Consider the following 26439-nt stretch of genomic DNA (forward strand, 5'->3'; position numbering starts at 1 on the left):
TGTAAAGCACGCAAAATCATCCCAATGGATTACCCCGAAGCGGCCTGGGGCAGCCCCGCCCGCACGTGCCAATGCTGCCGATGCCGCGGCGCGCGCAGTGGTGCTGGAGCGCCTGCCCGATTCTTAAGGGAAGGCGGCGGCTGGTGGCCGCATGGAATACTGGGGACATGAGTCTGCAGATGCCGATTGCGGTGCAAGCCACCGCACAGCAAGGGATCCGGCGGCTGATCAGGATCCGCTACCGCTATTTCAGCTATGCCCTGCGCTACGCCGACGGGCGGGAAGTCTCCGGCCTGGGCTGGGCCGAGGCCGATAAATTGCTGCAAGGGCACCGGTATCCCGCTGACGCCTCGTGCACGCGCCACGGCGCCGAACGCCATTGCCCCGACCTTGGCGCTGGTGCTTGGGTGGACTACCCCTACGGCGAGCCGCTGGACCGGCCATAGCCCGACCAGTGCCCGGATACGCGAGAACCGCCCACCAATGCTGGTGGGCGGTTCTCGTTGTGCTTGGTGCCTACAGTCCCAGGGACTTGTCGGTGGCTGCCTTGACCTCAGCGTAGAGTGCTGGGTTCTCGTTCAGCTTCTGGCCGTAGGAAGGAATCATGTCCTTGAGCTTCGACTCCCAGCCTGCGAACTGCTTGGGGAAGCAGCGCGACAGCAGCCCGACCATGATCGGGGTAGCGGTCGAAGCGCCTGGCGAAGCGCCGAGCAGGCCGGAGATCGAGCCGTCCGAGGAGGTGATGACCTCGGTGCCGAACTGCAGCACGCCGCCCTTCTTGGCATCCTTCTTGATGACCTGCACGCGCTGGCCAGCGGTGATCAGCTCCCACTTGGAACCATCTGCATCCGGGAAGTACTCGGCCAGCGCCTCGTCCTTCTTGGAGCGGGACTTGAGTACTTCCTTGATCAGGTAAGTGGTCAGATCCAGGTTGTCCTTGCCTACAGCCAGCATCGGGATGATGTTGTGCGGACGCAGAGACAACGGGAGATCCAGCTGGCCGGTGGACTTCAGGAAGTTCATCGAGAAGCCGGCGTAGGGGCCGAACATCAGCGAGCGCTTGCCGTCGACAAAGCGGGTATCCAGGTGCGGTACCGACATTGGAGGAGCGCCCACCGAAGCCTGGCCGTAGACCTTGGCGTGGTGCTGGTTGATGACGGTCTCATCGGTGCAGCGCAGGAACTGACCGGAGACCGGGAAGCCGCCGAAGCCCTTGATCTCGTCGATGCCAGCCTTCTGCAGCAGTGGCAGTGCGCCACCGCCGGCACCGACGAACACGAACTTGGCCTTGACGTTCTTGACTGCGCCCGAAGCGTTGTCCTTGACGCTCAATTCCCAGCCGGCGCCCGAACGCTTGATGCCCTTGACCTTGTGGCCGTAGTTCACCGAGGCGCCAGCGGCGCCCAGCGAGTCGGTCAGGTCGCGGGTCAGGCGGCCGAAGTCGACATCGGTACCGGAGACAACGCGGGATGCGGCAACCTTCTGCGAGGCATCGCGGCCCTTGGCCACCAGCGGGGTCCACTGGTTGATGGTGTCCAGGTCGTTGGTGATTTCCAGTTCCTCGAACAACGCATTGGGCTTCAGTGCCTCGTAGCGGGTCTGCAGGTACTTGGAGTGGTCCTCGCCGATGACGAAGGACATATGCGGCAGGGCGCTGATGAAGCTGTTGTCGGCAACGCGGTTGTTCTCGACGGCCCACGAGTAGAACTGGCGGGAAACCTGGAACTGCTCGTTGATGCCAATGGCCTTGGCCGGATCGACCGATCCGTCAGCCTTGGCAGCGGTGTAGTTCAGTTCGCACAGTGCCGAGTGGCCGGTACCTGCGTTGTTCCAAGGGGAGGAGGATTCCTGCCCGGCCTTGTCCAGGTTCTCGAAAAGACCAATGGACCAGGTTGGTTCCAGCTGGTTGATCATGGTGCCAAGGGTGGCACTCATGATGCCGGCACCGATTAGTACTACGTCAAAAGATTCGGTTGACGTTTCAGAAGGCACGAGGATCTCCATCGACAGTGATACTTTGCTCTCTCCCAGAGTAGACCTATATCCCCGGGGGTTAGAAATCGTTAACTGGGTTAACGGTCACTAACTTGAGATAGACGGCGAGTTTGCCATCTGCACATCCGCGTAGCACTCATTGAGCATCGGCGATGGCGGATAGAAGGTGACATTGCCGTTAAACGCCAGCGCAGAGATCGGAAAGACCAGTGGGAGCGCGGGCAGATCCGCGTTCAGGGTCTTGAGGATATCGGCATAGGCGGCGGTCCGTTCCTCTCCGGAAGGGATGGAACGGGCCAGCATGATCTGTGAGTCAAGTAACGTCGAGGTGTATCCGAACTCATTCTCCTTGGCCGCCAAAATGCCGGAAAGGAAGTCGTCTGCCGAACGGTAGCCGCCGGAGAATCCCAGCAGGTGCAATCCCGCGAAGTCCTTGGACTGCACGGTCTGCACGTAGCCGTCGGTCCATGCAATCGGGCGCGGCTTGATGCGGATGCCCACTGCGGCGAGGTCCTCGGCGATCTGCGCGAACGTGCGTTCAGGCAGCGGCAGGTAGTTGCGCGAAACCTGCAGCGGGTAGGCGAACTCGATCTGTTCGCCCTTGTAGCCCAACTCGGCCAGCAAGGTCTTGGCCTTCGATGCATCGTGGTTCGGCGTATCTTCCGGTGCCGGAATGCTCAAGGCGGACGGCAAGAGGGTCGAAGCGTGCTTGGATCCTTGCAGGAACAGCTTCTCGGCCAGCGAGCTGCGGTTGACCGCGTGCGCAATGGCCATGCGGAATTCCGGCTTGGCCAGCCACTTATTGCGCTGGTTCATGCCGAGGTAGAGCACGGAGAAGGGATCGCGCTGGACAACCACCTTGGCATTGCGCACCAGGGTGCGCATGATGTCCACCGAGACCATGTCGAAGCCGTCGATTTCATCGGCCAGCAGCGCGCCTTCGCGGTTGTAGGGCGAAGGCACAGCAGAGATCAGCGCAACCTCGGGATGCGCGGTGTTATTGGATAGCCGCGGTTGATTCCAATAGTCCTTGAAGATCTCCAGGCGCACCACATTGTCCTCATGGGAAACGAAAGTGTATGGCCCGGTACCTACCGGGTGGGTGGAGAGCGACTCGGCCGGGTTCTGCCCAGGGCCGCCGGTCAACGCACTGGGCGCGGCAATGGCCATGCCCGGCAGGGTCAGCGCTTCGATCAGCCCTGGCAGCCGGCGGCGCAGGTTCAAGGCGACCAGGTACTTGCCGGTTGCCTTGACGGATTCGAAATAGCTGGCGGAACCGGCTGCGGACTTGCCCTCGAAGAGCTTGGTGTCGAACTTCTTGGTCAGCTCTTCAAGCTGCTTGGTACGCAGCTGCTGGGTGGCCAGTTCCTCTTCGCTGGCGTCGGCAGCGCTCTTGAACTCTTCTTCGAGTTCCTTGGCGGTTGGAAGCTTGGGGATGTCGCTGTCGAAGTGGAAGACATTGGCAAAGCCCTGGCTGGATGAAGCGCGCAGCTGCGGGGACAAGTTTTCCCAGCGGTTGAAGTTGGCGACAACTGCTTCTGCGGTCAATTCGGTGCCGTCGTGGAAGAGCACGCCTTCGCGCAGGGTGAAGGTGTAGCGCAAGCCATCAGGGCTTTCGGTCCAGGATTCGGCCAGGCCGGCTACGGCGCCACCGGTATCGGGATCGATATCGACCAGCGTCTCGTACACCTGGCGGGTGATCCGGAAGGATTCGTTATCCGCCACGATGGCCGGATCCAGCTTGACTGGGGGAGCGGCTGCTGCCAGGCGCAGGGTCCGGGGAATGCGCGGTGCGCTGGCCGAGGCTGTGGGCGAAGCGGAGGACGCGGGCCCCGAATTTCCGGTGCAGGCGGTCAGTGCCAGTGCGGTAGTCGCCAATGTACCGGTCAGCAATGCGCGTCGTGATACGAGTTTCAATGGCAATTCGGGCACTGGGATGACTCATCTTCCTATGGCAGGCGGTACTGCTTCGCGCAGGGAACAAGCAAGTAAATGTGCGCAAAGGTATTTATCAAAGATAGCGCACCACGGCCACGGCTCCGGGAGCCAAAACTCCCGGAGCCGTCAACTGTCGCTAAATTGTTAGCTGCGGTGCACGAGGTTCTCGCCGTCGTTGCCCGCGGCCCAGGCCTGCACCTGCTTCTTGAGCAACTTCACCATGCGCGGGAAGAACGCCTTGGTGTTGCCGCCGTTGTGGGGAATGACCAAGGCATTAGGGTGCTGCCACAATGGGTGATCGGACGGCAGGGGTTCTGGATCGAATACATCCGATGCCATATTCAAGCGGCCCGAAGCGACTTCTGCCACGATTGCCTCGGTATCCACCACCGGGCCGCGAGCGACGTTGACCACGGTTGCACCGTCGGGAAGCTGGGCCAGCAGATCAGCGTCAACCAGATGATGGGTGGAATCGTTGAGCGGCACGATCAGGATCAGCACTTCGATCTCCGCCGCGCGCGCTGCGAGATCAGAAGTTGCGAAGACCTCGCCATGCTCATCGGTGCGGGCCGTGGAGCCGAAGCGCAGGAGGTTGACCTCGAAGGGCTCCAGGCGCTTGCGGATCTCTTCGCCGATGCCGCCCACGCCAACCAATGCCACCGTCCGATCAGCCAAGCCGGGCCACTGCTGGGGATTCCATCGGCCCTGCTGCTGATCTCGGACCGCGTGCGGGTAGCCGCGCAGGGATGCGATGGCCAGGCCGATGGCCATCTCGGCGGTAGCCGCCGCGTGGACGCCGGCCGCGGTATTGATATCTGCGCGATCGCCAATCAGGTCAACCATTCCGTCGAAGCCGGTGGTCTGCGTCTGGACGATCTTGACGTTCGGTGCCTTGCGGATGTTCTTCAGCGTCTGGGGATTCGACATATAGGGAAGAATGGCAATGTCGATTTCTTCCAGCGCAGTTCCGGGGGTGCTCTCCAAGTCCCAGAGCACAGCTTTGAGGTTTTCTGGGATCGGACCGACCGCATCAATCAGATCTTGTGTCGGGAATGAAATCGTTCGTTGGGTGCTCATGGAAACACTGTACAAACCCCATCCGCGCTTTGGTAGTAACCCCTAGTCATGTCCTGTAATGAAGGTCACCGCAGAATACTGGCCCCCGAATTTGCGCTGAGGGAAATTGCTGGTAAAGTTTTATCTCGTTGCGAAAGCGCGAAGCCCGAAAAGCTTCTAGAACATCGCAGCGGGCGCCTCTAGCTCAATTGGCAGAGCAAATGACTCTTAATCATTAGGTTCCGGGTTCAAGTCCCGGGGGGCGCACGAACAATTTGTTCGGTTCACCAGACAACTTGTTTGCATAAATTAATACGCGCTTTTAGCTCAATTGGTAGAGCAAATGACTCTTAATCATTAGGTTCCGGGTTCGAGTCCCGGAGGGCGCACAAAACAAAGGTCAGGCTTCGGTCTGGCCTTTTTGTTTGTCCCGGTGGTTCTTCTTCAAGTTCAGGACGGCGCTCGGCGAGGACAAGGAGCCATGGTCTCCAGGCAACTACGGTGTTCGCATCCGAAGCTCGGGCGTTGATCGCACTCTTCAAGATATGAACGTCAAGTGAGTTCAGCACGTCGATAGCGTTCGAGCAGGCTCATCATGATCCCTCGCATGAACACAGCCTCGATAGATGGACTCGACTCATCAGCTGGCTCGATGATTGGCCTAACTTCGAACTCGATAGCCTCAGGGGTCACCCACTAGGGCGAGGGAATCCAGCGTAACCAGAGCTGTTACTGTCTTTTTGACCTAGTCCTGCGAGGTTTTTGCCGCCACGGTTTCGACCACCACATTGTTGTCGGTCTTCACGGTGACGTTTGTGAGTTCAGGGGATTCGTGGCCAACCGTGGTCAAGACCAGATTCGCATAGGCCTCCAGGTCTTCTGAAGACCAGCCATCCTGTACGGTAATCACAAGCTTGCCTTCGGATGGGGAGCTCCAGCGGATCGTGTCACCTTGCGCGCTACCAGGGAAAGCGTCGAAACTATGAGCACCATTTCCATTTAGGTACTGGGTTATTTTTCATCTGCCCATTCCTGGCTGACTTCGCTCATCGTCTTTGGCGTACTTTGGGCGTTGGCTGTCGACCCTGGGGTAGGGCTCGGCGTGTTCTGCGCCTGAACAATAGGCGTTCCGGCATTTGCTTCAGCAGTAAGCTTCGCGTCGTTCTTCAGCAACGTGGGGCTAGTCGCTGAAACCACGAGTACGGCCACAAGTGCGACAAGTACAACTAGTACAGAAACGTTCCCGAGAATTCGTTTGGCCGAGCGCGACATGAGTCCTCCAAGTGATGGTTGATATGAGCCTAGCCTCAACTGACGGCTTTATGAACCTAGAAGCTTTCGCCGGCCATGATCACTAGGGCGGGCACTGTTGACAGTCTGCAATCGACTGCATGCTTCGCTGGTGTTTGCCCTTCGATGCCTAGATAGGTTGCCATGCCGTCGCGATAGTAAGTGGACAATCATTCCATTGCTTTCACCACCCGGATGGTGAAAGTCGAACCCATGCCAAGAGTGCCTGCATTTCAGTGCTCAACGACTACTGAAGAACAAGATGTTATGTGTGTTTTAGATTACTTTCAAGCCGGACAATTGGTGATATTATGGAGTTGACTTGGAATTTTATGTTCTGAGGTCGGGTACTGGCCGATTTTTGCTTTTGCATCATTTCTGCCTATGATTGTCTACGTCGCAAAGACGAGTTCTGAAAAAGAACTAGTCAGAGCGAGGAAGCGCTTTTAGCTCAATTGGTAGAGCAAATGACTCTTAATCATTAGGTTCCGGGTTCGAGTCCCGGAGGGCGCACAGTAGATCCGATCTGATTCGTCAGGTCGGATTTTTTGTATACCGCAAAGAAAAGAGGATCAGCTCATGAGTACTTCCGAAAAGACTAACCGTCTGTCCATCGGTGACCAGGCCCCTGATTTCACCTTGCAGGACGCTGCTGGCAAGTCTGTTGCCTTGGCTGATTACCGCGGCAAGAAGACCATCGTGTACTTCTACCCAGCCGCATCCACCCCGGGCTGCACGAAGCAGGCCTGCGATTTCCGCGATTCACTCGAATCTTTGCAGTCCCTGGGTTACGCAGTTCTGGGCATTTCCCCGGACAAGACCGCCAAGCTGGAAAAGTTTGTCGCCAAGGAAGAATTGAACTTCCCGCTGCTCTCCGACGAGGACCACGCGGTAGCTGAAGCCTACGGCGCCTGGGGAGAAAAGAAGAACTACGGCAAGGTCTACGAGGGCCTGATTCGCTCCACTATCGTGCTCGATGAAGAGGGCAAAATCGCGCTGGCGCAGTACAACGTTCGCGCCACCGGCCATGTGGCCAAGCTGCGTCGTGACTTGGGCATTGATCCCAAGTAGACCCCTCCTCTGGCTGATTTCATATCAGGCAGAACTTCCGCTACACTAAATGAGGTCGCCTTCGAGGAAACAGTGTTTCCGGTGTAGCGCTAGCGAGTATGGCGGAATTGGTAGACGCGCTGGATTTAGGTTCCAGTGTCTTCGGACGTGAGAGTTCAAGTCTCTCTACTCGCACCAACTGAACCCTGCGGTCTGATTCCATCGGCCGCAGGGTTTTTGCATGCATCCGCAGCGGTTGACCAAGCGTATGATCCAAATAAGGCAAGCGGCCGCGATCCGAGGAGGAGGGGCACCATGGCAGCCAAGGAACTGCCCACCATGTATGGGCTTTCTGAATCCGATCCTGGCCAGGACCTGATCAAGCGGGCAGGCATAGCCCCAGCCAATCTGGAGCAAATCGACCGCATCATGGCTGAAATGGGCCGGATGCGCCAAATCGAACGCCGCATCATGCGCAGCTCCCAGCAGTTCATGAAGCTGAACGAAACCGACATGCGGGCGATCCGCAAGATGATCTCCGCCAAGCATGCGGGCCAATCCGTCACCCCGGGTGCGCTGAGCCAGTATCTGGGAATTTCCAGCGCATCGGTCACCAAGATGATTGACCGCTTGGAAGCCCACGGCCATGTGCGGCGCACCAGACATCCAACCGACCGGCGTTCGCAATGCGTCGAGGTCACCGAAGAAACCCACCTGGCAGCACGCGAGCAAGTGGGTCGGCACCATGCCAAGAGATTCGAAGTGGCCAACGCGATGAGCCCTGAGGAGCGGGACGTAGTGATCCGGTTCCTTGCCGGGACCTCCGATGCCTTGGAAAGCAGCCTCGATTCAACCGCTGCCGGCGAAGCGGAGTAGTTCCGGGACGTACTGGATCCTCAGCCAGCCACCTAATTTTCCGCGGCGCGCACAATGTTCTTGATGGTGGCCGGGAAGATGGCCCCATGGAACGGGTATACCGCCCACCAGTAGCAGCGTCCGGCCAAGCCCCGCGGGAAGAACACAGCTCGCTGGATCAGTTCGCTTCGCCCGTCAGCTCGCTTTTCGATCCGGTAATCCAGCCATGCCTGGCCCGGGGCGCGCATCTCCGCGCGCAAGCGCAGCAAGCTGTTTTCCTCCAGGGCTTCCACGCGCCACCAATCCACCACATCTCCCAGTGCCAGCGTGCTGTGCGAGCGGCGTCCGCGCCGCGACCCCACGCCGCCTGCCAGCTTGTCCATCAAGCCGCGCAGCTTCCACAGGGCGGGGAAAGCGAAATATGGTGATTCCCCGCCGAGCCGATGCAGCACGCTGAAGAGCTGCGCCTCGGTTGCCGTGGTGCTGATGCGGCGGATGTCGGTATAGGCCTTGCGCCCGGACCACTGCGGATCAGAGGGCAGCGGTTCGGCGGGTGCCGAAATCGGCTGGGCGGTAGCCCAACTGGTTTGCACCGCGTCGGCATCCATTTTTTCCAGTGCCAGCTGCACCGCTCGCGGATAGTCGCACAAGCCCTGGGCAGGCGGAGAAATCAGCTTATCGATGTCCCGCGAGCCCATGACGCAATCATGCTGCAGCGACTGCACCAGCGCGGAAGCCAAGGTGCGCGGCAACGGCGTCACCAGATTCACCCAGTGCGAAGCCAGCCGCGGGGTCAGCAGCGGCAATGGCCAGACTTTCGGCTCGCGCAGGCCGGCCACCTGGGCATAGATCTTCATCAGCTGCGCGTAGCTGTAGGTGCCGGGGCCGCCGATGTCATAGGTTCCCTGCGCGGGCTGCGCCAGCTCGGCGCAAGCCGCAAGATAGTGCAAGGTGTCGCGGATGGCGATGGGCTGGACCTGGTTCAGCACCCAGCGTGGGGCCGGCATCACCGGGAGCACATCGCTCAGGTGCCTGACCATCTCGAAACTGGCCGAGCCGGAGCCGATCACCAGGCCCGCCTGGAGCACCAGGGTGCTGGCGGCCGCTGACAGGATCTGCCCCACGGCCACGCGCGAAGCCAGGTGCTCGCTGAGTTCGCCTGCCGGATGCAACCCGGAAAGGTAGACCAGCTGGCTGACGTCCTGTTCGCGTACGGCCTGCGCCATGACCTGCGCGCACGCTTTTTCCTGGGCCGCGAAATCCCGGGTCCCGGACATCGAATGCACCAGGTAGTAGAGCAGGTCCGCGTCCTTGCAGAGCTTGGCCACGGCGTGCTCATCTTGCAGGTCTCCCTCGATGATCTCGACTTGGCTGCGCCACGGGGTATCGCGCAGGCGCTGCGCATCACGGGTGAATACTCGGACCCGGTGCCCGTTGCGCAAGAGCAGAGGCACCAGCCGTCCGCCGATATATCCGGTCGCTCCGGTCACTGCTATCAAGCTCATGGCGTTCGAACACCGCGCTTGCGCCAGGCGATCACCATGGATCCGAGCAGGAGCAGCGCGGCGCAGCCCAGCGCGGCGTACCCGGCCAGTTCAGACTGATTGGTTCCGGACAGCCGGCTCACGCCGATCCAGCCCAGGCCCCAGGCGATGGCCAAGGCGGTGAAGATCCTGCCCGAGTAGGCGGTGGTGCCCAGCCCGATGACGGCTGCGACCACCAGCAGTGCCACTGCCGCTCCTGGTGCCCAGGAGGCGTCCTGGCCAAAGCCCAGGGAGAGCAGCCATGCGGAGGTGTTGGCGATGCTGGCTACGCAGACCCAGCCCAGGTAGATGCCGAAGGTCAGCCACATGATCCAGTATTCGGTGCGCGAGGCCGGGGTGCCTGCCACCATGATGGTCAACATCCAAGCCAAGCACGCGACGAGGATGAAGATCACTGCCACGCTGGCGCCCAGCCAGCCCAGCTGGACCACGGTAATCCATGCGGCGTTCAGCAATGCCGAAAGCAGCGCGGGAATCCGCAGCTTGGCGGCCCAGGCCGAGCGGCGTCCGGCCGGAGTGAGCTGGAAAATTCCGTAGACGGCCAGCCCGGCGTAGATCACGCTCCAGATGGAGAAGGCCGGACCCGCGGGGGCCAGCAGCGTCGAGTCAGCGCCCAGATAGCCGCCGGCTGCCTGCTGGACCGGAGTTCCGCCCAGGGCCCCGCTTCCGATAAATGAAACGGCAATGGCCAGGACCAGGGCAATCGCCGTGAACACCGGCAGTGCCCAGGATGTGGCCGACGCGGGGGCTCGATAGGGAAAATTCGGGGAATCCGTGGAACTGCTCATCGTGTGCTCCTGATGTCGGTTGAAAAATTTTCCCGCTTCGAGTCGACAAAACGAGATAGTTAAACCATGATGTATCTAGAAAAGCTAAATATCAACTAGGCGAGAGAAGTTATCATGGATTGTTCACGTCCGCTGATTGCCTCGGAAGTGTTCCGGTTGCTGCTCAAGCTCCAGCGGTCCTATGCACTGAGCGAAGCGCGCCTGCGCCACAGCCTTGACCTGAACGATACAGATTTGCGTGCGGTGAACCTGCTGCGTTCCATGCAAACGCCCAGCTCCGGGGAACTGGCCCGCGAACTGGGAGTGTCATCGGCAGGAATCACCTCGGTGCTGGACCGGCTCGAAGCCCGCGGGATGGTTGAAAGAAGGCACCATGCCGCGGATCGGCGGCGCACCCTGGTGGCCCCGGGGAGCAATTTCCCGGTATCCACCGGGCCAGGGCAGGTGCTGCTGCGCAAGCTGCACACGTTATACGCGCAGCTGGACGAGCCGTCGCGCAGGAATCTGGGCGTCCTGCTCGAAGATGCCCGGCGAGAGCTGGAGACGCGGGACACCGTGAGCAGCGAAGAGAACCAAGCAAACCCCACCACATCCTTTCAGTAGGGAACCATGAGAATGCACACCACCACACACCAGGCCCCGCCGGCCGCAGCGGCTGGCGCGCCAGCCTCAGGCGGGCTCATCGATGCACCCACCCGGCGCGCCATCAGCGATCGGCTGGAACTGCTGGCCACGCAGGCCCAGCGCCGCAGCGCCGCCTACTCCGCGCAGACCGCGCTGCTCTGGTCCCGGATCTCCGAACGGCTGGCTACCGGCAAGCTGATGCGCCCGGGGCTGGTAATGCTCGGCTACCGGGCCTTCGGCGGCCGCAATGAGGCCCGCGCCATAGACCTGGGCTGCGCCTTCGAGCTGCTGCACGCCGCCTTGCTGATCCACGACGACGTGGTGGACCGCGACTTCGTGCGCCGCGGGGAAAAGACCATCTCGGCGCTCTACCGCGACCACGCCATCGCCAGCGGCCGGAACCGGGCCGACGCCGAGCATGCGGGCAATTCCGTGGGCATCATCGCCGGGGACCTGCTGATCAGCGAAGCGATCAAGCTCGCAGCCAGGGCCGCGGCCGGAAGCGACAGCGAAGCCGGGGTCCAGCAGGCCTTCTTCCAAGCCATCGAGCAGGCAGGGGCCGGAGAGCTCGAGGACCTGCTCTACTCGCTGGGCCCGGCTCCAGCCACCACCAGCCAGGTGCTGCGCATGGAGCAGATGAAAACCGCGGCCTACTCCTTCCAGTTGCCGCTGCAGGCCGGAGCGCTGCTGGCCGGGGCGCACCCCGGCCAGGCCGAGGCCCTCGGCGCGGTGGGCTGCCAGCTCGGGGTGGCCTACCAGATCATCGATGATGTGCTGGGCACCTTCGGGGATCCGGCACGCACCGGCAAGCCGGTGGAATCGGACTTGCGCGAATTCAAGAGCACCATCTTGCTGGCCCTGGCCAGCGAGCAACCCGAATTCGCCAAGCTGCTGGGCGGATTCCGCGAAGGAACAGTGGATGCCGGCCGGATCCGCCAGGAACTGGCCGCGCAGGGGGCCGAGCGCTTCGCCCGGCAGCTGGCTAAGCAACTCTGCTCGCGGGCCACCGGCTCCGCGGCCTTCCTGGACCTGCCCGAAGAAGCCCGGACGCTGCTGCGCGAATGCACCGGCCTGATCCTGGATCGAAGCAACTGAACGCCATGAAACCCGACAATTCCCCTCACAGCACCGCAGGCACCGCCGCCTTGGAGCACTATTCGCGCGCCGCCCAGCGCAGCGCCAGGGTGGTACTGGGCGAATACTCCACCTCGTTCTCGCTGGCCTGCAGGCTGCTGGATGCCGCCAGCGCCAGGCACATCGCCAATATCTATGCGCTGGTGCGCCTGGCCGATGAAATCGTGGACGGGGTGGCCTGCCAGGCCGGCCTGGACAACCAGGCCATCGCCGCGTGCCTGGACGAGCTGGAAGCAGAAACCCTGCGCGCCATGGAACGCGGGTACAGCACCAACATGGTGGTCCACGCTTTTACCATTTCCGCCCGGGCCACCGGCATCCACGCCGAGCTCACCGCCCCGTTCTTCGCCTCCATGCGCGCGGACCTGGGCACCGGGCAGCATGATGCGCGCAGCTTGCAGGACTACATCTACGGCTCGGCCGAAGTCATCGGGCTGATGTGCCTGCAGGTCTTCCAGGCGATGCCCGCCGCGCCGGACTTGACCCCTGCCCAGGCGCAGCGCGCCAAGCACGCCGCCCGCAGCCTGGGCGCGGCCTTCCAGAAGGTCAACTTCCTGCGCGACCTGGCGGAAGACAGCGAAGATTTGGGACGCAGCTACTTTCCCGGCCTGGACCCGGCAGGATTCGATGAGCCAAGCAAAGCGAAGCTGGTTGCGCAGATCGAGCAGGACCTGGCCCAGGCCCGCGCCGGCCTGCCCTATCTGGCTCCGTCCGCTGCCCGGGCCGTGCGCTTGGCCCATGACCTGTTCCGCGAACTGAATTCCCAGCTGGACAAGGCCCCGGCCTCCCAGCTGCTGCGCACCCGCATCTCGGTCTCCGCCCCGCGCAAGGCGCTGATCGCCGCCCGCGTGCTGCTGGGCACCCGGGGCACCACCGGCCGCAAGCCAAGAATGGAAGTAGCAAGCAGATGAACCACGCACAAAGAGAAGTCGTAGTCATCGGGGGCGGATTCTCCGGCCTGGCCAGCGCCGGGTTGCTCGCCGCCCGAGGCTGCAAGGTCACCTTGATCGAGCAGCAGCCGCATCCAGGCGGTCGCTCCGGGCGCCTGGAGCGCGACGGGTTCCGCTTCGACACCGGCCCCTCCTGGTACCTGATGCCCGAGGTCTTCGAGCACTGGTTCAAGCTCATGGGCACCAGCGCCAGCGAACAGCTGGAATTGCGCGAACTGTCCACCGGCTACCGCACCTTCTTCCAGGACCGCGAAGAACCGGTGGATGTCTCAACCGGCGCCGCGGCCAGCGGACTCTTCGAGGCCCTGGAACCGGGCAGCGCGCCAGCCTTGGCGCGGTACCTGCGTACCGCGAAGGAAGGGTATGAATTGGCGTTGGAGCATTTCCTCTACGACGACTTCAAATCGCTCACCTCCCTGCTGCACCCAAGGATCCTGCGCCGGACCCCGCAACTGGCCAAGCTGCTCGTCTCCAGCTTGGAAAGCCATGTGGCCCGGCGCTTTTCGAGCAACGAGATCCGCCAGCTGCTCGGATACCCGGCGGTGTTCCTGGGCTCCAGCCCGAGCCGCACCCCTGCGCTCTACCAGCTGATGAGCCACCTGGACCTCACCGACGGGGTGAAATACCCGATGGGAGGCTTCGCTGCCGTTGCCGATGCCATGGCTGAACTGGCACGGAAACACGGCGCGTCCATCCATTTGGGCGCCACCGCAACGGCCATTGAAACCAGCGCAGGAAAAAATCCCCGGGTCACCGCGGTGCGCTGGATCGACGCGCACGGCAGGCAGCAGCTCACCTCGGCGACCCAGGTGATCGGAGCCGCCGATGTGCGCCACCTGGAAGGCCAACTGCTGCCCGAAGCGCTGCAGACCCATACCGCCAAGAGCTTCCAGCGCAAAGACCCCGGCCCCAGCGCGGTGCTGCTCTGCCTGGGCATCAGCGGCAAGCTGCCGCAGCTGGAGCACCACAACTTGCTGTTCACCACCGACTGGAAAGAGAATTTCTCGCGGATTCGCCAAGGGCGGATGCTGGAGGCGGAAACCAGCATCTATGTCTGCAAGCCCAGTGCCACCGACCCCTCGGTGGCCCCGGAGGGCTGCGAAAACCTGTTCATCCTGGTCCCGGCTCCGGCCATGCCCGAATGGGGGATTGGCGCAGCCGATGGGGCAGGAGATGCCGCGGTGGAAGCGGTGGCCGACGCGGCCATCGACCAGCTGGCCGCATGGGCTGGCATCACGGATCTTCGGGAGCGGATCGTGGTGCGCCAGAGCATCGGCCCGGGGGACTTCGTCCAGCAGTACGGCGCCTTCAAAGGCGGTGCGCTGGGCCTGGCCCATACCCTGGGGCAAAGCGCCATGCTGCGTCCGGGCAACCGCAGCGCCAAGGTGGGCGGGCTGCACTATGCCGGCAGCACCGTGCGCCCTGGAATCGGCGTGCCGATGTGCCTGATCAGCGGGGAACTGGCTGCCAAAGCGGTGCTCGGGATCAAATCCGCGGGGCCCATGGACGAAAACTTCGCGGCCACGGTGCGTCAGGAGGCCGGAGCATGATCTACCTGGGCATCTTGCTGGCACTGCTGGCCTGCATGGGGTTGCTGGACGCGAAGGGAAAGCTCTTCATCTTCCGCCACCCGGTGCGTGGGATCCTGGCCCTGGGGCTGGGCACCGGATTCTTCGTGCTCTGGGATGTGCTGGCCATCAGGCAGGGCATCTTCCTGCACAAGGAATCAGAGCTCATGACCGGAATCATGGTGGGCGAGCAGTTCCCTGTGGAAGAAGTCTTCTTCCTGGTCTTCTTGTGCTATTGCGCCATGATTGCCTTCACCGGGCTGCCGGTGCTGGCCGGAATGCTGCGCAACCGAAACCCGAAAGCACCCAAGCGCACGCTAGGGGAGAACCATGTTCCTTGAATTGAGCTTCTGCTTCCTATTTGCGGCCATGGCCGTCTTTGCCGCCGGTCTGGCCGCCAGCAAGCAGCGCCTGCGCTCGGTCGCCAAGCCGCTGGGCGCTGCCATGGCCTTGATGCTCGTGCTCACCGCGATCTTCGACAACCTGATGATCTACGCCGGGCTGTTCGGCTACGGCAGCGGGACGCTGTCCGGGGTGCATCTGGGCCTGGCCCCGATTGAAGACTTCTTCTACGCCGCCTGCGCGGTCTTCCTGGTTCCCGGGCTGTGGTGGCTGCTCGGTGCCCGCAGCCACAGAAAGGACGCTTCATGATCCGCGGAATCGTATTGAGCTCACGCCCCATCTCCTGGGTGAATACCGCCTACCCGTTTGCCGCCGCCTATCTGCTGGCCGGCGGCGGGATCGATTGGCGCCTGGTCCTGGGCACGGTGTTCTTCCTCTTCCCCTACAACCTGCTGATGTACGGCGTGAACGATGTCTTCGACTACGAATCGGACCTGCGCAATCCGCGCAAGGGAGGATTCGAAGGGGCGTTGCTGTCCAGGCAGAGCCATAAGGCGCTGCTCATCGCCTGCGTCCTGTGCGCCGCGCCGTTCCTCGTGGTGCTCGCGGCAGCCGGGGACGGCGCAGCCAACCTCGTTCTGGCCGTGTCCATCCTTGCGGTGCTGGCCTACTCCGCACCGCGGCTGCGCTTCAAGGAAAGGCCCGGGCTGGACTCGCTGACCAGCGCGGTGCACTTCGTCTCCCCGGCGGTCTACGGGTGGGTGCTTGCTGGCGCCAGCGTGCAGGCCGAGCAGTGGCTGGTCTTCGGCGCGTTCCTGCTCTGGGGGATGGCCAGCCACGCCCTGGGCGCCATCCAGGATATTGTTCCCGACCGCCAAGGCGGGCTGTCCTCGATCGCCACCGCCTTGTCGGCCCGCACGACCATCTACCTGGTCTTGGCCGCCTACCTGCTGGCCGGAGTGCTCGTGGCGGTGGGCCTTTCGGGGATTGGCCGCTGGGCGGCGGTGCTGGCCCTGGCCTATGTGCTCAACGTCCTACCCCATCTTGGAATCAGCGATGCAAGCTCGGGTACGGTTAATCGAGGATGGAAGAGATTCTTGTGGATCAACTACCTGTGCGGTTTCCTGCTGACCATGCTCCTGATCTTTTCGGCACTTTTCACCTACTAGACCCGGATGGGGATTCAAGGATTTCAATGGACGTCATTTTGCTTTCGGATCAAGGCCAGCCTATTGGCACGCACCCGAAAGAATTGGTTCACACCACGGATACCGTGCTGCACCAGGCATTCTCCTGCCATGTGCAGAATCAAGCTGGCCAGGTGCTGGTGACGCGTCGTGCCCTGTCCAAGTTGACCTGGCCAGGGGTCTGGACGAACTCCTTCTGCGGGCATCCCCAGCCCGGCGAGAGCTTCGAAGAAGCCATTACGCGCCACGCGGCCCATGAGCTCGGCTTCAAGGTCAGCCGCATCGAATCGGCGCTGCCGGACTTCCGCTATCGCGCCGTGGATGCCTCGGGCATTGTGGAAAACGAAATCTGCCCGGTCTTCACCGCGATAATCGACAGCGAGATCTCCGCTAACCCGGACGAAGTCATGGACTACTGCTGGGCGGATCCGGCACAACTCGGTGAAGCCCTGCGCGCCACCCCGTGGGCCTTCAGCCCGTGGCTGGTGATGCAGGCTGCAGGGATGTCCCTGTACCAGGTCGAGCAAGGCTGATTCCGGGCCCGCCGCCGGCGTGGAATCCGTGCAGGGTGATTCCTGTGGAATTGTCCGGGTCATTGGCTATGCTCGATTGCATGGTGCTTCAAGTAATTTCTTCCGGAATCCAGCGGCGCTGCGTGGCCATCGATGCGTTGCGCAAGGCCAGTGTGGTCGCCGGCGGCTTGGTGCTGGCTTCGTCCCTGGCCAGCTGTGCCCCGCTCCAGTTCGAAGCATCCGCGCAAACTCCTGGCGTGAGCCCGCAGATCGCGGCCTTGCCGAAGTATGCCGACAACCTCCAGGAAGTCGAAGGGCGCCAGGAATGGGCGGATCAGAAGATCTTCCAGTACCTCAATGGCCAGGGCGCCGCCGGCTTCCATTCATTCGCCGAGGATTCCATCCAGTACGCCACCGTGGGGTGGCTCTCTCCAGTCCAGGGCGTGCTCGCCATTGTCGTGGAGGGCAGCGATTGGATCGCGGAGGGCAGTGCTGCCGGCTATGCCGAGCGGGTCATGACCTCCGTCGGCTACGAATCAATCGAGTTGGACCGGGTTGAGATCCTCACCGTCGAAGGGCAGCTGCTCGCCTCCGACTACCGCGGGAATCATCCCGGGGCTTTGTAAGCGAAAAGGCCATCTCGCCGCGTAGCTTCCAATGGAGCTAGCTGGCGGGATGGCCTTTGCTATCGGGAATTCTCTTGCCGGCTATACGAAGTTCTCGGTGCCTTCGATGGTGTTCATGAAGTGGTCCATGAAATCAGCGAAGTCCTCTGCATCGGATTTCTGGTCAATGGTGGCACCAATGCTGATGGCATCATCGACATGCAAGTCGATGCTCGGCGCTTCGGGAATGCTGAAGCGGAACACTCGGCCCGAAGAGATCGCGATTTCGTAGCCGCCATCGCTGAGCTCGGCGAGCTGGTTCACATTCGTATTGTTGATGTTGATCGCATCCTCGGATGCTTCCAAGCTGCTGGCATTCACTGGCGCAATAATCAGTTCCGCTGGTTGGCGCCGATATCCAATGACCTTGAGCCCTCCGGAGCCGGCGATGCCGGTGCCCGCCACGAGATTGTAGCTGGCGAAGTTGGGGATCTGCGAGTCGAAGGCCTCATGGAGGCGGGCCTTTACCTGCTGGGTTGGATTTTCGTCTGGGCGCTTGTCCATAACTAATACTCTACCGATAACTTTGGACAATTTGACCAGTCGCAACATTTATCGAAATGTGTCATCGGCACGTCATGGGTTATCTGATTGGTCATATTGACTTCTAGAATGGGATTAATGAGCCAGGATGCTGATTGAGTCGCCAAGCCATGCGCCCGTGTGGCCATCGACGGAACTCATGCCTTTCCCGGCTCAACGCTGCAAGCGAAACCAACTGCATGGCAGGGGACTTCCTTGGAGCAAGGGGTGCGCAGCGCGAGCGATGCGCATTCCCGGCAGTTGGTGCTTGTCTCCAGCTAATCCCGTTTCGACAGGCACTTTTGGTGCCTATGAAGCGAAAAAACCAAGTCTTGTTTGCGGTGTCGCGTCCAAGGCTTGGACATCCATCTCATATAATGAGATAAACAGGGTGTCTAGTTGCTCTTTGCCGTGAGGTGGAGAAAACTAGAGGCATGCAAACAAACACCGATGTACTACTAGTTATCAGGCGCGGAGCCTGAGGCACTGTCCAACAACACGGACAGTACGTCGGTAACGCGCAAGCCCCCTTTCGTCAGTAGTGACGGCCGCGGGGCGTTTTTTATGCGCAAACGAAGAGATAGATATGGAAAGGATCCCGATGAGCAACTCAACACCCGCCAATCCGGCGTCGGTTGCGAAGTCAATCAATCGAACCAAGGATGCCGCCGCCGCTGTCTCTTCCGTCGTGGAGGCTTCGAACCCGGTACAGGGTCCGAATAATATCGTTGCTCCCACACAGATGACGGGCTCACAAGCCATCGTCCGCTCGCTGGAAGAACTGGGCGTCAAAGACGTCTTCGGATTACCAGGTGGGGCCATCCTTCCCACCTATGATCCACTGATGGATTCGACCAAGATTAACCACATCTTGGTCCGCCACGAACAGGGTGCCGGCCATGCCGCACAGGGTTACGCCATGGTGAGCGGGGAAGTGGGCGTATGCATCGCTACTTCCGGACCAGGCGCAACTAACCTCGTCACCGCACTGGCCGATGCCAATATGGACTCGGTACCAATGGTGGCAATCACCGGTCAGGTCAATAGCGCTTTCATTGGCTCTGACGCATTCCAGGAAGCAGACATTGTCGGCATCACGATGCCGATTACCAAGCACGCTTTCCTGGTCACCAACGCGGAAGACATTCCGCGCACGCTGGCCAGCGCGTTCTACCTGGCGCAGACCGGCCGTCCCGGTCCGGTGCTGGTGGATATCACCAAGGATGCCCAGCAGAGCGACATGACCTTCTCATGGCCGCCAAAGGTCGACCTGCCTGGCTACCGTGTGGTCACCCGCGGACACAACAAGCAGCTGCGCGAAGCCGCCAAGCTCATCGCTTCGGCAACCCGCCCGGTGCTGTATGTTGGCGGTGGCGTGATCAAGGCCAACGCCCATGAGCAGCTCAAGGAATTCGCGGAATTCGTCAACGCTCCGGTGGTCACTACGCTGACCGCACGCGGTGCCTTCCCGGACTCGCATGAACAGCACGTGGGCATGCCAGGCATGCACGGTGCCGTCTCTGCGGTCACCGCACTGCAGCAGTCGGATTTGCTCATTACCCTCGGCGCCCGCTTCGATGACCGCGTCACCGGCGTACTCTCCACCTTCGCGCCGAACGCGAGGGTGATCCACGCCGATATCGATCCTGCGGAAATCTCCAAGAACCGCGTGGCCGATGTGCCGATCGTCGGCTCGCTGGATGAAATCATCCCGCAGCTGCACGAGGCCTGCGCCTCGCGCTTCGAGAACGAAGCCCAGCAGGATCTGGCTGGCTGGTGGGGACTGCTCAACCGCCTGCGCGAAACCTACCCGATCGGCTACACCGAAACCCACGATGGCCTCTCGGCTCCGCAGAACGTCATTGGGCGCATCGGCGAGCTGACCGGTCCGGAAGGCGTCTACGTGGCAGGCGTGGGCCAGCACCAGATGTGGGCAGCGCAGTTCGTCAAGTACGAGCGCCCGCGCTCGTGGCTGAACTCCGCCGGCCTGGGCACCATGGGCTACTCGGTGCCTGCCGCCATGGGCGCCAAGGTGGCGCAGCCGGACCGCGTGGTCTGGGCCATTGACGGAGACGGCTGCTTCCAGATGACCAACCAGGAACTGGCTACCTGCGTGATCAACCGGATCCCCATCAAGGTTGCCATCATCAACAACTCGTCGCTGGGCATGGTCCGCCAGTGGCAGACGCTGTTCTACGATGGCCGCTACTCCAACACCGATTTGAACACCGGCCACGGAACCGCCCGGATTCCGGACTTTGTGAAGCTGGCCGACGCCTACGGCTGCGTGGGCCTGCGCTGCGAACGCGACGAGGATATCGACGCGACCATCCAGAAGGCATTGGAAATCAATGACCGTCCGGTGGTCATCGACTTCGTGGTCTCGGCCGACTCCATGGTGTGGCCAATGGTCCCATCGGGAGTCAGCAACGACCAGATCCAGATTGCCCGCGGCATGACCCCTGAATGGGAAGAGGAGGACTAGGACATGGCAAAGCATACGCTTTCGGTACTGGTTGAAGACGTTCCCGGCGTGCTCACCCGCGTCGCCAGCCTCTTCGCCCGCCGTGCCTTCAACATTCACTCGCTGGCCGTGGGCCCCACGGAAATTGCCGGCATCAGCCGCATGACCGTGGTGGTGGACGCCGAAGGGGATTCCCTGGAGCAGGTCACCAAGCAGCTGAACAAGCTGGTCAACGTCATCAAGATCGTGGAACTGCTGCCGGAAACCTCGGTGCAGCGTGACCACATCATGATCAAGGTGCGCGCCGATGCGGCGACGCGACTGCAGGTCACCCAGGCCGCGGAGCTGTTCCGCGCATCGGTGATCGACGTATCCACGGACTCGCTGGTCGTTGAGGCCACCGGCAATGCGGCGAAGATCGAAGCACTGCTGGCAGTACTTGAGCCATTCGGCATCCGCGAGATCGTCCAGGCCGGAACGCTGGCCGTGGGACGCGGAACAAAGTCGATGAGCGACCGTGCCCTGAAGACGCTGTCCGCCTAAGCGCACAACGACTTCAAGAGACACGAACTACAAATTTAGGTATTTGGCACCTAGCTTAGAAGAAAGCAACAGTGCCTAAGCACAAGACTTCTTTACCAGAAGCACAAATAAGGAGAATTACAGTGGCTGATCTGTACTACGAAGACGACGCAGACCTCTCGATCATCCAGGGCAAGAAGGTAGCTGTCATTGGCTACGGCTCCCAGGGCCACGCCCACGCATTGAGCCTGCGCGACTCCGGCGTCGAGGTTATCGTCGGCCTGGCTGAGGGCTCCAAGTCCCGTGCCAAGGCCGAGGCCGAAGGCCTTAAGGTAGCTACCGTTGCCGAGGCAGCGGCTTGGGCAGATGTCATCATGATCCTGACCCCGGACCAGGTCCAGGCCCAGGTCTACACCGAGTCGATCGCCGAGCACCTCGAAGAGGGCAACGCGCTGTTCTTCGGCCACGGCTTCAACATCCGCTTCGGCTTCATCCAGCCACCAGCCAACGTCGACGTTGCACTGGTTGCTCCCAAGGCACCAGGGCACACCGTGCGCCGCGAATTCGAAGCCGGCCGTGGCATCCCTGACCTGATCGCCGTGGAGCAGAACTTCACCGGCGGCGCCAAGGAACTGGCACTGTCCTACGCTGCAGGCATCGGCGGCACCCGTGCCGGCGTTATCGAGACCACCTTCACCGAAGAGACCGAAACCGACCTGTTCGGCGAGCAGGCTGTGCTCTGCGGTGGCACCTCCCAGCTGGTCCAGTACGGCTTCGAGGTCCTGACCGAAGCTGGCTACAAGCCGGAAATCGCCTACTTCGAGGTGCTGCACGAGCTGAAGCTGATCGTCGACCTGATGTGGGAAGGCGGCATCGCCAAGCAGCGCTGGTCGATCTCCGACACCGCTGAGTACGGCGACTACGTTTCCGGCCCACGCGTGATCACCCCAGAGGTGAAGGAAAACATGAAGGCTGTGCTGGCCGATATCCAGTCCGGTGCTTTCGCCAACCGCTTCATGGAAGACCAGAAGGCTGGCGCTCCGGAGTTCAAGGAACTGCGCGCCAAGGGCGAAGCCCACCCAATCGAGACCACCGGCCGCGAACTGCGCTCGCTGTTCTCCTGGATCTCTGATGCATCCTCGGATGACTACGTCGATGGTTCGGTAGCCCGCTAATTGCGAGGTGACAACTAGCTTCATAAGCTGAAAACCGCTGGCTCTGAACGATAGGAATATCGTTTAGAGCCAGCGGTTTTCGTTTAAATGCATGTTGCGTCTATTCTGCGATGAGCGCATCGAAAAGGGAGCTGCACTCCTGCTGTGTGCTGAAGTGCCGCGGCCTGAAGGAACTTTAGTATTCAATCTTTTAGTGTAAGAATTGTTCCGGGCGAGAGCAGAACGAACAATGCCGCCGCCGCTGTTCAATAGCTGATAGTTCAAGGAGCAAAAGTGGCTAGCGAAGATATTGAGATCGTTTCTGATGGAAATGGCGTGGCAGTCCTTGGCGAACGCAGCGCCGTTGACAAATTCGTGGAATCCGTCGGCTTGATTTCCAAGGAACTGCCCTTGGAACGCGTAAGCAAAGCAGCTGGCCTCAGTGCAACCGCGATGCAAGCCGGTAGCGGGATTGCGCAGACGTCCGGACGCTGGATCAAGCTCTCGGAAGACTCAGCACGGATCTTCAATGCCAAGAACCTGATGGCTGGATCGGAGAACGGCCTGGCGCGTGCAGTCGTCATGAAAGATGGCAAGATCAGCAATTTGCTTGAAATCGTCACCAGCCCAACGGCGATGCTTTCAAACCCGGCTGTTCTGGCAGGCGTGGGTGGGATTATAGCCCAATACGCGATGCAGCAGAGCATGGATGAGATCACCGATTACTTGAAGGTGATCGACGAGAAAATTGACGATATCCTCCGTGCGCAGAATGACGCGGTCCTAGCGGATCTTGATGGTGTTGGAATGCTCATCGATGATGCCATGGTCGTGCGCGACCAAGTGGGGCATATCGGCGAGACGACATGGTCAAAGGTTAATTCGAATGCCAAGACCATCGCAACGACCCAGTCCTATGCGCTGCGGGCCTTGGCAGGATTAGCTGAAAAGCTGGAAGACAAAACGAAGATGGGTGAACTGGCCAAGATCACCCGCGAGATCGAATCAAAGGCCACCCAGTGGTTGGCAGTACTGGCACGTTGCTTCCAACTCGAAGACGGCATGTCTGTTCTGGAACTGGACCGTGTGCTCAACGGGTCTCCTGACGAACTGGAGAATCATCGAATCGCGCTGCAGATCGCGCGCGAACGCAGAATCGCACACATTACGAAGGTGACCGAGCAGCTTCTTGAGCGAATCGCTGTCGTCGCCGGACTGGCGAATTCAAAGGTGCTGCTGCATCCGAAGTCATCGAGCGAAGTCGTGAAGGCGACGAATGCCGTCTCGAATGATCTAGTGGAATTCCAAAGCCGATTGGGAATCGAGAGCGCCTACGGGGCACTGGAGTCAAAGAAGTGGCTCAAGGCTGTCTCCGAGGTTCGGGACAAGGTGACTGATGCAGGCGCTGATGGCTTGAGCGCAATCAAGCAGTTTGGGGACGAGACGAAGAACCGTGCCTTGGACAAAGCCGAGGACGTAGCAACTTCATTTGCCGAGAATATCAAGAAAAGCCGCAGTGGGGAGTCCGCGAAGGATTCTCCAGAAGCCATTGAGAAGTAGGAGCTGGCGGAACTAGATTCTTCCCTCGCACTTGGCTCCATTGCATTTCAAATAAATCGACCTCGGTTGCTTCCCATATGGGAAGCAACCGAGGTCGATTTTTTAGTTTGCTGGGTCGGATACCAGCCAGGCAGGTTTAGAGCTTCGAAGCCCGGTAGCCGGCCTTGCGCGCATCAGCTGCAGTCTTGAAGCATTCTTCTGGCTTCGTGATGTTGTAGAAGCGCTGTCCCTTGACATGGTACTTCCACTCCTTCTGGCTGCCGGTGCGGTTGCCCTTCACCGGGTAGCCTGCAGGGCAGTTCTTCGCCTTCCCGCTCATCTTCACGGAACGCTTGGCGGCCGCCTTCTTCACCAGCAAGGTCTGCGTCTTCTGAATGGTCGAGGTCTTGCCCTTGAGCTGGTACTTGACCGTGGTGGTGACCTTGTAGGTGCCCGCTGCGAGCTTGACGGACTTCTTCTTGCTGGCGACGGTCTTCTTGCCCTTGACCACCTTCAGCAACGCCGACTTGATCTTCACGTTCTTTGCCTTGGAATAGCTAGGCTTGATGGTTGCCTTGGCTGAACCCTTGACAGTCTTCGTGCCAATTTTCTTGATCGTTACCGCAGGAGCCTTTTTCTTCGCAGCAACGATGCTGGCAGATGAAATGCTGGTGGGCAACGGAGCGGCCGAGGCCGCGGAGACACCGGAGAATGCAAGTGCTCCCGAAGCGATGACAGCGAGTGAACGCTGAACTAATTTATTCAATTTCTCCCCATGGAAAGTCGAACGAGCATGGGCACTGATCGGTCCCATGTGCTGATTCTAATCTGGACTGGGAATAGAAACTATGGCTGGACGCGATTGTGATCGATTGCGGCTATTGCAGTCAAAGCGTTACTCGATCAGTCGAGTGTTTTCCCAATGATTAGTTGAAGCCTTTGCTAGGCTCGGGCAAAACCATGCAAAGGAGCGCGCCCGTGCCACAGGAAAGCAACTACGACGATTTCGCCCAGGACTACGCTGACGAGAACGAATTCAGCATGCTGAACGCCTACTATGAGCGGCCGGCCACCTTGGAACTGGCAGGAGACGTTGCCGGCCGGAACATCCTGGATATCGGCTGCGGCGCCGGCCCGCTGTCGGAACAGCTCATGAGCCGTGGAGCGAGCGTCTCGGGCTTCGACACCAGCCGGGCCATGGTGGACCTGGCACGCCAGCGGCTGGGCGAAGATGCCGACCTGAAAGTGGCGACATTGGGGGAGAAGCTCCCGTATGCCGACAACAGTTTTGACGATGCCATTGCTTCCTTGGTGTTCCACTATTTGCCGGACTGGGACTACGCACTGGAGGAAGTCCGCCGGGTCCTCAAGCCCGGCGGCCGGCTCATCATGTCGGTGAACCATCCGATTCTCTACCCGTTCAACCACCGAGGCAAGGACTACTTCCAGCTCACCCAGTACACCGACGAAGTGACTTTCAAGGGGAAGCCTGCCGAACTGACCTATTGGCATCGGCCTTTGCATGAAACTATGAAGGCACTGATCTCCGCAGGGTTCGCGGTGGAGCGTGTTTGGGAGCCGCCGTATGCCAAGGATGCGCCCGAAGGCGTGATTCCAGAAGCCTTGCGTGAACGCGACGCGTTCTTGAGCTTCCTGTTCTTCTCGCTGCGCTCGACGCGCTAGCCAGCGCACTGCTTCCGGGTGCCAACGGCGTCCGGAAGCCGCGAAGCCCTCGAATATCAGCTGATAGCCGGCATAGCGGCAGGACGCGTTGAATGATGGGGATCGACGAAACTGTTTTCTGCCAGCTGAAGCAAGTAATCGCCATACCCGCTCTTGCCCAGCTCCCGGCCCAAAGTGCGCAACTGGTCATCGCAGATGAACCCCTGGCGCCATGCAACTTCCTCGGGAGAACCGATCTTCAAACCCTGCCGCGCTTCGACAGTGCGCACGAAGTTGGAGGCGTCGTTGAGCGAATCGAAGGTTCCGGTATCAAGCCACGCAGTTCCGCGGGCCAGCACCGTGACGTTGAGGTTGCCCTCTTCGAGGTACAAGCGGTTGATGTCGGTGATCTCAAGCTCTCCACGGGCCGAAGGCTGCAATGTCCGGGCTTTGCCAACCACGGAATTGTCGTAGAAGTACAATCCCGGAACAGCGTAGTGGCTTTTCGGGTCCAGCGGCTTCTCTTCCAGCGATACGGCCCTTCCGGAGCTATCGAACTCGACGACGCCGTAGGACCTGGGATCCTTGACCCAGTAGCCGAAGATCGTCGCGCCGGTCTGGTCGGCGTAGCTTCCCAACTGGGTGCCGAAGCCCGGTCCATGGAAGATGTTGTCACCCAGCACCAGCGCCACGGATTCCCCTCCGATGTGCTCGGCGCCAAGTATGAACGCTTGGGCCAGGCCTTCAGGCCGGGCTTGCACGGCATAGGACAGATTGATGCCGAACTGCGAGCCATCGCCGAGCAAGGACTTGAACTGCCCCTCATCCTGCGGCGTCGTGATGACCAGGATGTCCCTGATTCCAGCGAGCATCAGGGTGGTCAGCGGATAGTAGATCATCGGCTTGTCGAAGACAGGCACCAATTGCTTTGAGATGCCTCGCGTGATCGGGTGCAAACGAGACCCGGTTCCCCCAGCTAGAATTATTCCCCTCATGGCTATCGAGCCTAATGAAGCGGGCAGCGATCTTGTCAGAGTAGTCATACTCGAGAATTGCTAGGAAGCTGCTTGGCCGCGGT

27 protein-coding genes, 4 tRNA genes and 1 pseudogene are annotated in these 26439 nt (G+C 60.8%); 22 read left to right on the plus strand and 10 right to left on the minus strand.

Annotated features, from left to right (window positions below; genetic code table 11):
- The first annotated feature begins 167 nt into the window (after positions 1-167).
- Complete coding sequence (locus ACIOU9_RS16235; RefSeq protein WP_105661102.1) at positions 168-446, plus strand: hypothetical protein; 279 nt, start codon at positions 168-170, stop codon at positions 444-446.
- 70 nt (positions 447-516) lie between these two features.
- Here ACIOU9_RS16235 and ACIOU9_RS16240 read toward each other — a convergent pair whose 3' ends face one another.
- The 3 genes from ACIOU9_RS16240 to ACIOU9_RS16250 all read right to left on the minus strand — a co-directional run bounded on the left by ACIOU9_RS16240 (position 517) and on the right by ACIOU9_RS16250 (position 5010).
- The gene (locus ACIOU9_RS16240; RefSeq protein ID WP_332499058.1) at positions 517-2010 is read right to left on the minus strand and encodes a malate:quinone oxidoreductase; all 1494 of its coding nucleotides are present in this window, start codon (positions 2008-2010) and stop codon (positions 517-519) included.
- Between the two features lie 72 nt (positions 2011-2082).
- On the minus strand, positions 2083-3927 hold the full coding sequence (locus ACIOU9_RS16245) for an ABC transporter substrate-binding protein (protein WP_402697555.1): 1845 nt from the start codon (positions 3925-3927) through the stop codon (positions 2083-2085).
- A 150-nt stretch (positions 3928-4077) separates the two neighbouring features.
- Positions 4078-5010, minus strand: coding sequence for a 2-hydroxyacid dehydrogenase (locus ACIOU9_RS16250; protein ID WP_105658069.1), 933 nt, complete (start codon positions 5008-5010; stop codon positions 4078-4080).
- A 173-nt stretch (positions 5011-5183) separates the two neighbouring features.
- Here ACIOU9_RS16250 and ACIOU9_RS16255 point away from each other — a divergent pair.
- Positions 5184-5256, plus strand: a tRNA-Lys gene (locus ACIOU9_RS16255).
- Positions 5257-5305: 49 nt separating this feature from the next.
- A tRNA-Lys gene (locus ACIOU9_RS16260) sits at positions 5306-5378 on the plus strand.
- Positions 5379-5734: 356 nt separating this feature from the next.
- Here the strand turns inward: ACIOU9_RS16260 and ACIOU9_RS16265 are convergent.
- Together ACIOU9_RS16265 and ACIOU9_RS16270 are read right to left on the minus strand one after the other, a co-directional pair.
- Positions 5735-5899 (minus strand): hypothetical protein, encoded by a 165-nt coding sequence (locus tag ACIOU9_RS16265; RefSeq protein ID WP_402697557.1) that lies wholly within the window; start codon positions 5897-5899, stop codon positions 5735-5737.
- A 101-nt stretch (positions 5900-6000) separates the two neighbouring features.
- Positions 6001-6261, minus strand: coding sequence for a hypothetical protein (locus ACIOU9_RS16270; protein ID WP_402697559.1), 261 nt, complete (start codon positions 6259-6261; stop codon positions 6001-6003).
- A gap of 458 nt (positions 6262-6719) precedes the next feature.
- On the opposite strand from ACIOU9_RS16270, the gene ACIOU9_RS16275 reads away from it, so the two are divergent.
- The 4 genes from ACIOU9_RS16275 (at position 6720) to ACIOU9_RS16290 (ending at position 8205) form a co-directional block, all read left to right on the plus strand.
- Positions 6720-6792 (plus strand) — tRNA-Lys (locus ACIOU9_RS16275).
- Between the two features lie 66 nt (positions 6793-6858).
- The gene (bcp, locus tag ACIOU9_RS16280; protein ID WP_133834698.1) at positions 6859-7350 is read left to right on the plus strand and encodes a thioredoxin-dependent thiol peroxidase; all 492 of its coding nucleotides are present in this window, start codon (positions 6859-6861) and stop codon (positions 7348-7350) included.
- A gap of 92 nt (positions 7351-7442) precedes the next feature.
- Positions 7443-7527, plus strand: a tRNA-Leu gene (locus ACIOU9_RS16285).
- Positions 7528-7644: 117 nt separating this feature from the next.
- Complete coding sequence (locus ACIOU9_RS16290; protein WP_133834697.1) at positions 7645-8205, plus strand: MarR family winged helix-turn-helix transcriptional regulator; 561 nt, start codon at positions 7645-7647, stop codon at positions 8203-8205.
- Positions 8206-8237: 32 nt separating this feature from the next.
- Here the strand turns inward: ACIOU9_RS16290 and ACIOU9_RS16295 are convergent, their stop codons facing one another.
- Together ACIOU9_RS16295 and ACIOU9_RS16300 are read right to left on the minus strand one after the other, a co-directional pair.
- Positions 8238-9689, minus strand: coding sequence for an SDR family oxidoreductase (locus ACIOU9_RS16295; protein ID WP_402697560.1), 1452 nt, complete (start codon positions 9687-9689; stop codon positions 8238-8240).
- Positions 9686-10516 carry a tryptophan-rich sensory protein gene (locus ACIOU9_RS16300; RefSeq protein ID WP_133834695.1) on the minus strand — a complete coding sequence of 277 codons (831 nt, stop codon included), beginning with the start codon at positions 10514-10516 and terminating at the stop codon, positions 9686-9688. The genes ACIOU9_RS16295 and ACIOU9_RS16300 overlap by 4 nt, the downstream gene beginning before the upstream one ends.
- 114 nt (positions 10517-10630) lie before the next feature.
- On the opposite strand from ACIOU9_RS16300, the gene ACIOU9_RS16305 reads away from it, so the two are divergent.
- From ACIOU9_RS16305 to ACIOU9_RS16350, 10 genes and pseudogenes are all read left to right on the plus strand, one after another.
- Positions 10631-11119, plus strand: coding sequence for a MarR family winged helix-turn-helix transcriptional regulator (locus ACIOU9_RS16305; protein ID WP_133834694.1), 489 nt, complete (start codon positions 10631-10633; stop codon positions 11117-11119).
- A gap of 12 nt (positions 11120-11131) precedes the next feature.
- Positions 11132-12235, plus strand: coding sequence for a polyprenyl synthetase family protein (locus tag ACIOU9_RS16310; protein WP_402697561.1), 1104 nt, complete (start codon positions 11132-11134; stop codon positions 12233-12235).
- 5 nt (positions 12236-12240) lie between these two features.
- On the plus strand, positions 12241-13185 hold the full coding sequence (locus ACIOU9_RS16315; protein WP_402697563.1) for a phytoene/squalene synthase family protein: 945 nt from the start codon (positions 12241-12243) through the stop codon (positions 13183-13185).
- A pseudogene (locus ACIOU9_RS16320) lies at positions 13176-13244 on the plus strand (hypothetical protein); the annotation flags it as partial. The gene ACIOU9_RS16315 and the pseudogene ACIOU9_RS16320, both read left to right, overlap by 10 nt.
- 3 nt (positions 13245-13247) lie before the next feature.
- Positions 13248-14774: a phytoene desaturase family protein gene (crtI, locus tag ACIOU9_RS16325; RefSeq protein WP_402697611.1), complete on the plus strand. Its 1527-nt coding sequence runs from the start codon at positions 13248-13250 to the stop codon at positions 14772-14774.
- Entirely contained in the window at positions 14771-15133 is a 363-nt protein-coding gene (locus ACIOU9_RS16330) for a lycopene cyclase domain-containing protein (RefSeq protein ID WP_402697565.1), read from the plus strand. The genes crtI and ACIOU9_RS16330 overlap by 4 nt, the downstream gene beginning before the upstream one ends.
- A complete protein-coding gene (locus tag ACIOU9_RS16335) occupies positions 15123-15443 on the plus strand; it encodes a lycopene cyclase domain-containing protein (protein ID WP_105658079.1) in 321 nt (106 codons plus the stop codon). The genes ACIOU9_RS16330 and ACIOU9_RS16335 overlap by 11 nt, the downstream gene beginning before the upstream one ends.
- Positions 15440-16303 (plus strand): prenyltransferase, encoded by an 864-nt coding sequence (locus ACIOU9_RS16340; RefSeq protein WP_402697566.1) that lies wholly within the window; start codon positions 15440-15442, stop codon positions 16301-16303. The genes ACIOU9_RS16335 and ACIOU9_RS16340 overlap by 4 nt, the downstream gene beginning before the upstream one ends.
- A 26-nt stretch (positions 16304-16329) precedes the next feature.
- Positions 16330-16854, plus strand: a complete 525-nt coding sequence (gene idi, locus ACIOU9_RS16345) for an isopentenyl-diphosphate Delta-isomerase (RefSeq protein ID WP_402697568.1) — start codon at positions 16330-16332, stop codon at positions 16852-16854.
- Positions 16855-16934: 80 nt separating this feature from the next.
- A complete protein-coding gene (locus ACIOU9_RS16350) occupies positions 16935-17459 on the plus strand; it encodes a hypothetical protein (protein ID WP_332728512.1) in 525 nt (174 codons plus the stop codon).
- An 81-nt stretch (positions 17460-17540) separates the two neighbouring features.
- On the opposite strand, the gene ACIOU9_RS16355 is transcribed toward ACIOU9_RS16350, so the two are convergent.
- The gene (locus tag ACIOU9_RS16355; protein ID WP_105658083.1) at positions 17541-18002 is read right to left on the minus strand and encodes a hypothetical protein; all 462 of its coding nucleotides are present in this window, start codon (positions 18000-18002) and stop codon (positions 17541-17543) included.
- Positions 18003-18621: 619 nt separating this feature from the next.
- Here ACIOU9_RS16355 and ACIOU9_RS16360 point away from each other — a divergent pair.
- The 4 genes from ACIOU9_RS16360 to ACIOU9_RS16375 all read left to right on the plus strand — a co-directional run bounded on the left by ACIOU9_RS16360 (position 18622) and on the right by ACIOU9_RS16375 (position 23720).
- Positions 18622-20505, plus strand: a complete 1884-nt coding sequence (locus ACIOU9_RS16360; protein WP_402697569.1) for an acetolactate synthase large subunit — start codon at positions 18622-18624, stop codon at positions 20503-20505.
- 3 nt (positions 20506-20508) lie between these two features.
- Positions 20509-21027, plus strand: a complete 519-nt coding sequence (gene ilvN, locus ACIOU9_RS16365; protein ID WP_105658085.1) for an acetolactate synthase small subunit — start codon at positions 20509-20511, stop codon at positions 21025-21027.
- A 122-nt stretch (positions 21028-21149) separates the two neighbouring features.
- Positions 21150-22181, plus strand: coding sequence for a ketol-acid reductoisomerase (ilvC, locus tag ACIOU9_RS16370; protein ID WP_013348730.1), 1032 nt, complete (start codon positions 21150-21152; stop codon positions 22179-22181).
- Positions 22182-22454: 273 nt separating this feature from the next.
- The gene (locus tag ACIOU9_RS16375; RefSeq protein WP_133834690.1) at positions 22455-23720 is read left to right on the plus strand and encodes a hypothetical protein; all 1266 of its coding nucleotides are present in this window, start codon (positions 22455-22457) and stop codon (positions 23718-23720) included.
- Positions 23721-23856: 136 nt separating this feature from the next.
- Here ACIOU9_RS16375 and ACIOU9_RS16380 read toward each other — a convergent pair whose 3' ends face one another.
- Positions 23857-24513: a hypothetical protein gene (locus ACIOU9_RS16380; RefSeq protein WP_133834689.1), complete on the minus strand. Its 657-nt coding sequence runs from the start codon at positions 24511-24513 to the stop codon at positions 23857-23859.
- Between the two features lie 164 nt (positions 24514-24677).
- On the opposite strand from ACIOU9_RS16380, the gene ACIOU9_RS16385 reads away from it, so the two are divergent.
- A complete protein-coding gene (locus tag ACIOU9_RS16385) occupies positions 24678-25382 on the plus strand; it encodes a class I SAM-dependent methyltransferase (protein WP_208294286.1) in 705 nt (234 codons plus the stop codon).
- Between the two features lie 56 nt (positions 25383-25438).
- Here the strand turns inward: ACIOU9_RS16385 and rfbA are convergent, their stop codons facing one another.
- Positions 25439-26356: a glucose-1-phosphate thymidylyltransferase RfbA gene (gene rfbA / locus ACIOU9_RS16390; protein ID WP_105658087.1), complete on the minus strand. Its 918-nt coding sequence runs from the start codon at positions 26354-26356 to the stop codon at positions 25439-25441.
- Between the last annotated feature and the right edge of the window lie 83 nt (positions 26357-26439).

The organism is Glutamicibacter sp. NPDC087583, from assembly GCF_044743685.1.
GTDB lineage: Bacteria > Actinomycetota > Actinomycetes > Actinomycetales > Micrococcaceae > Glutamicibacter.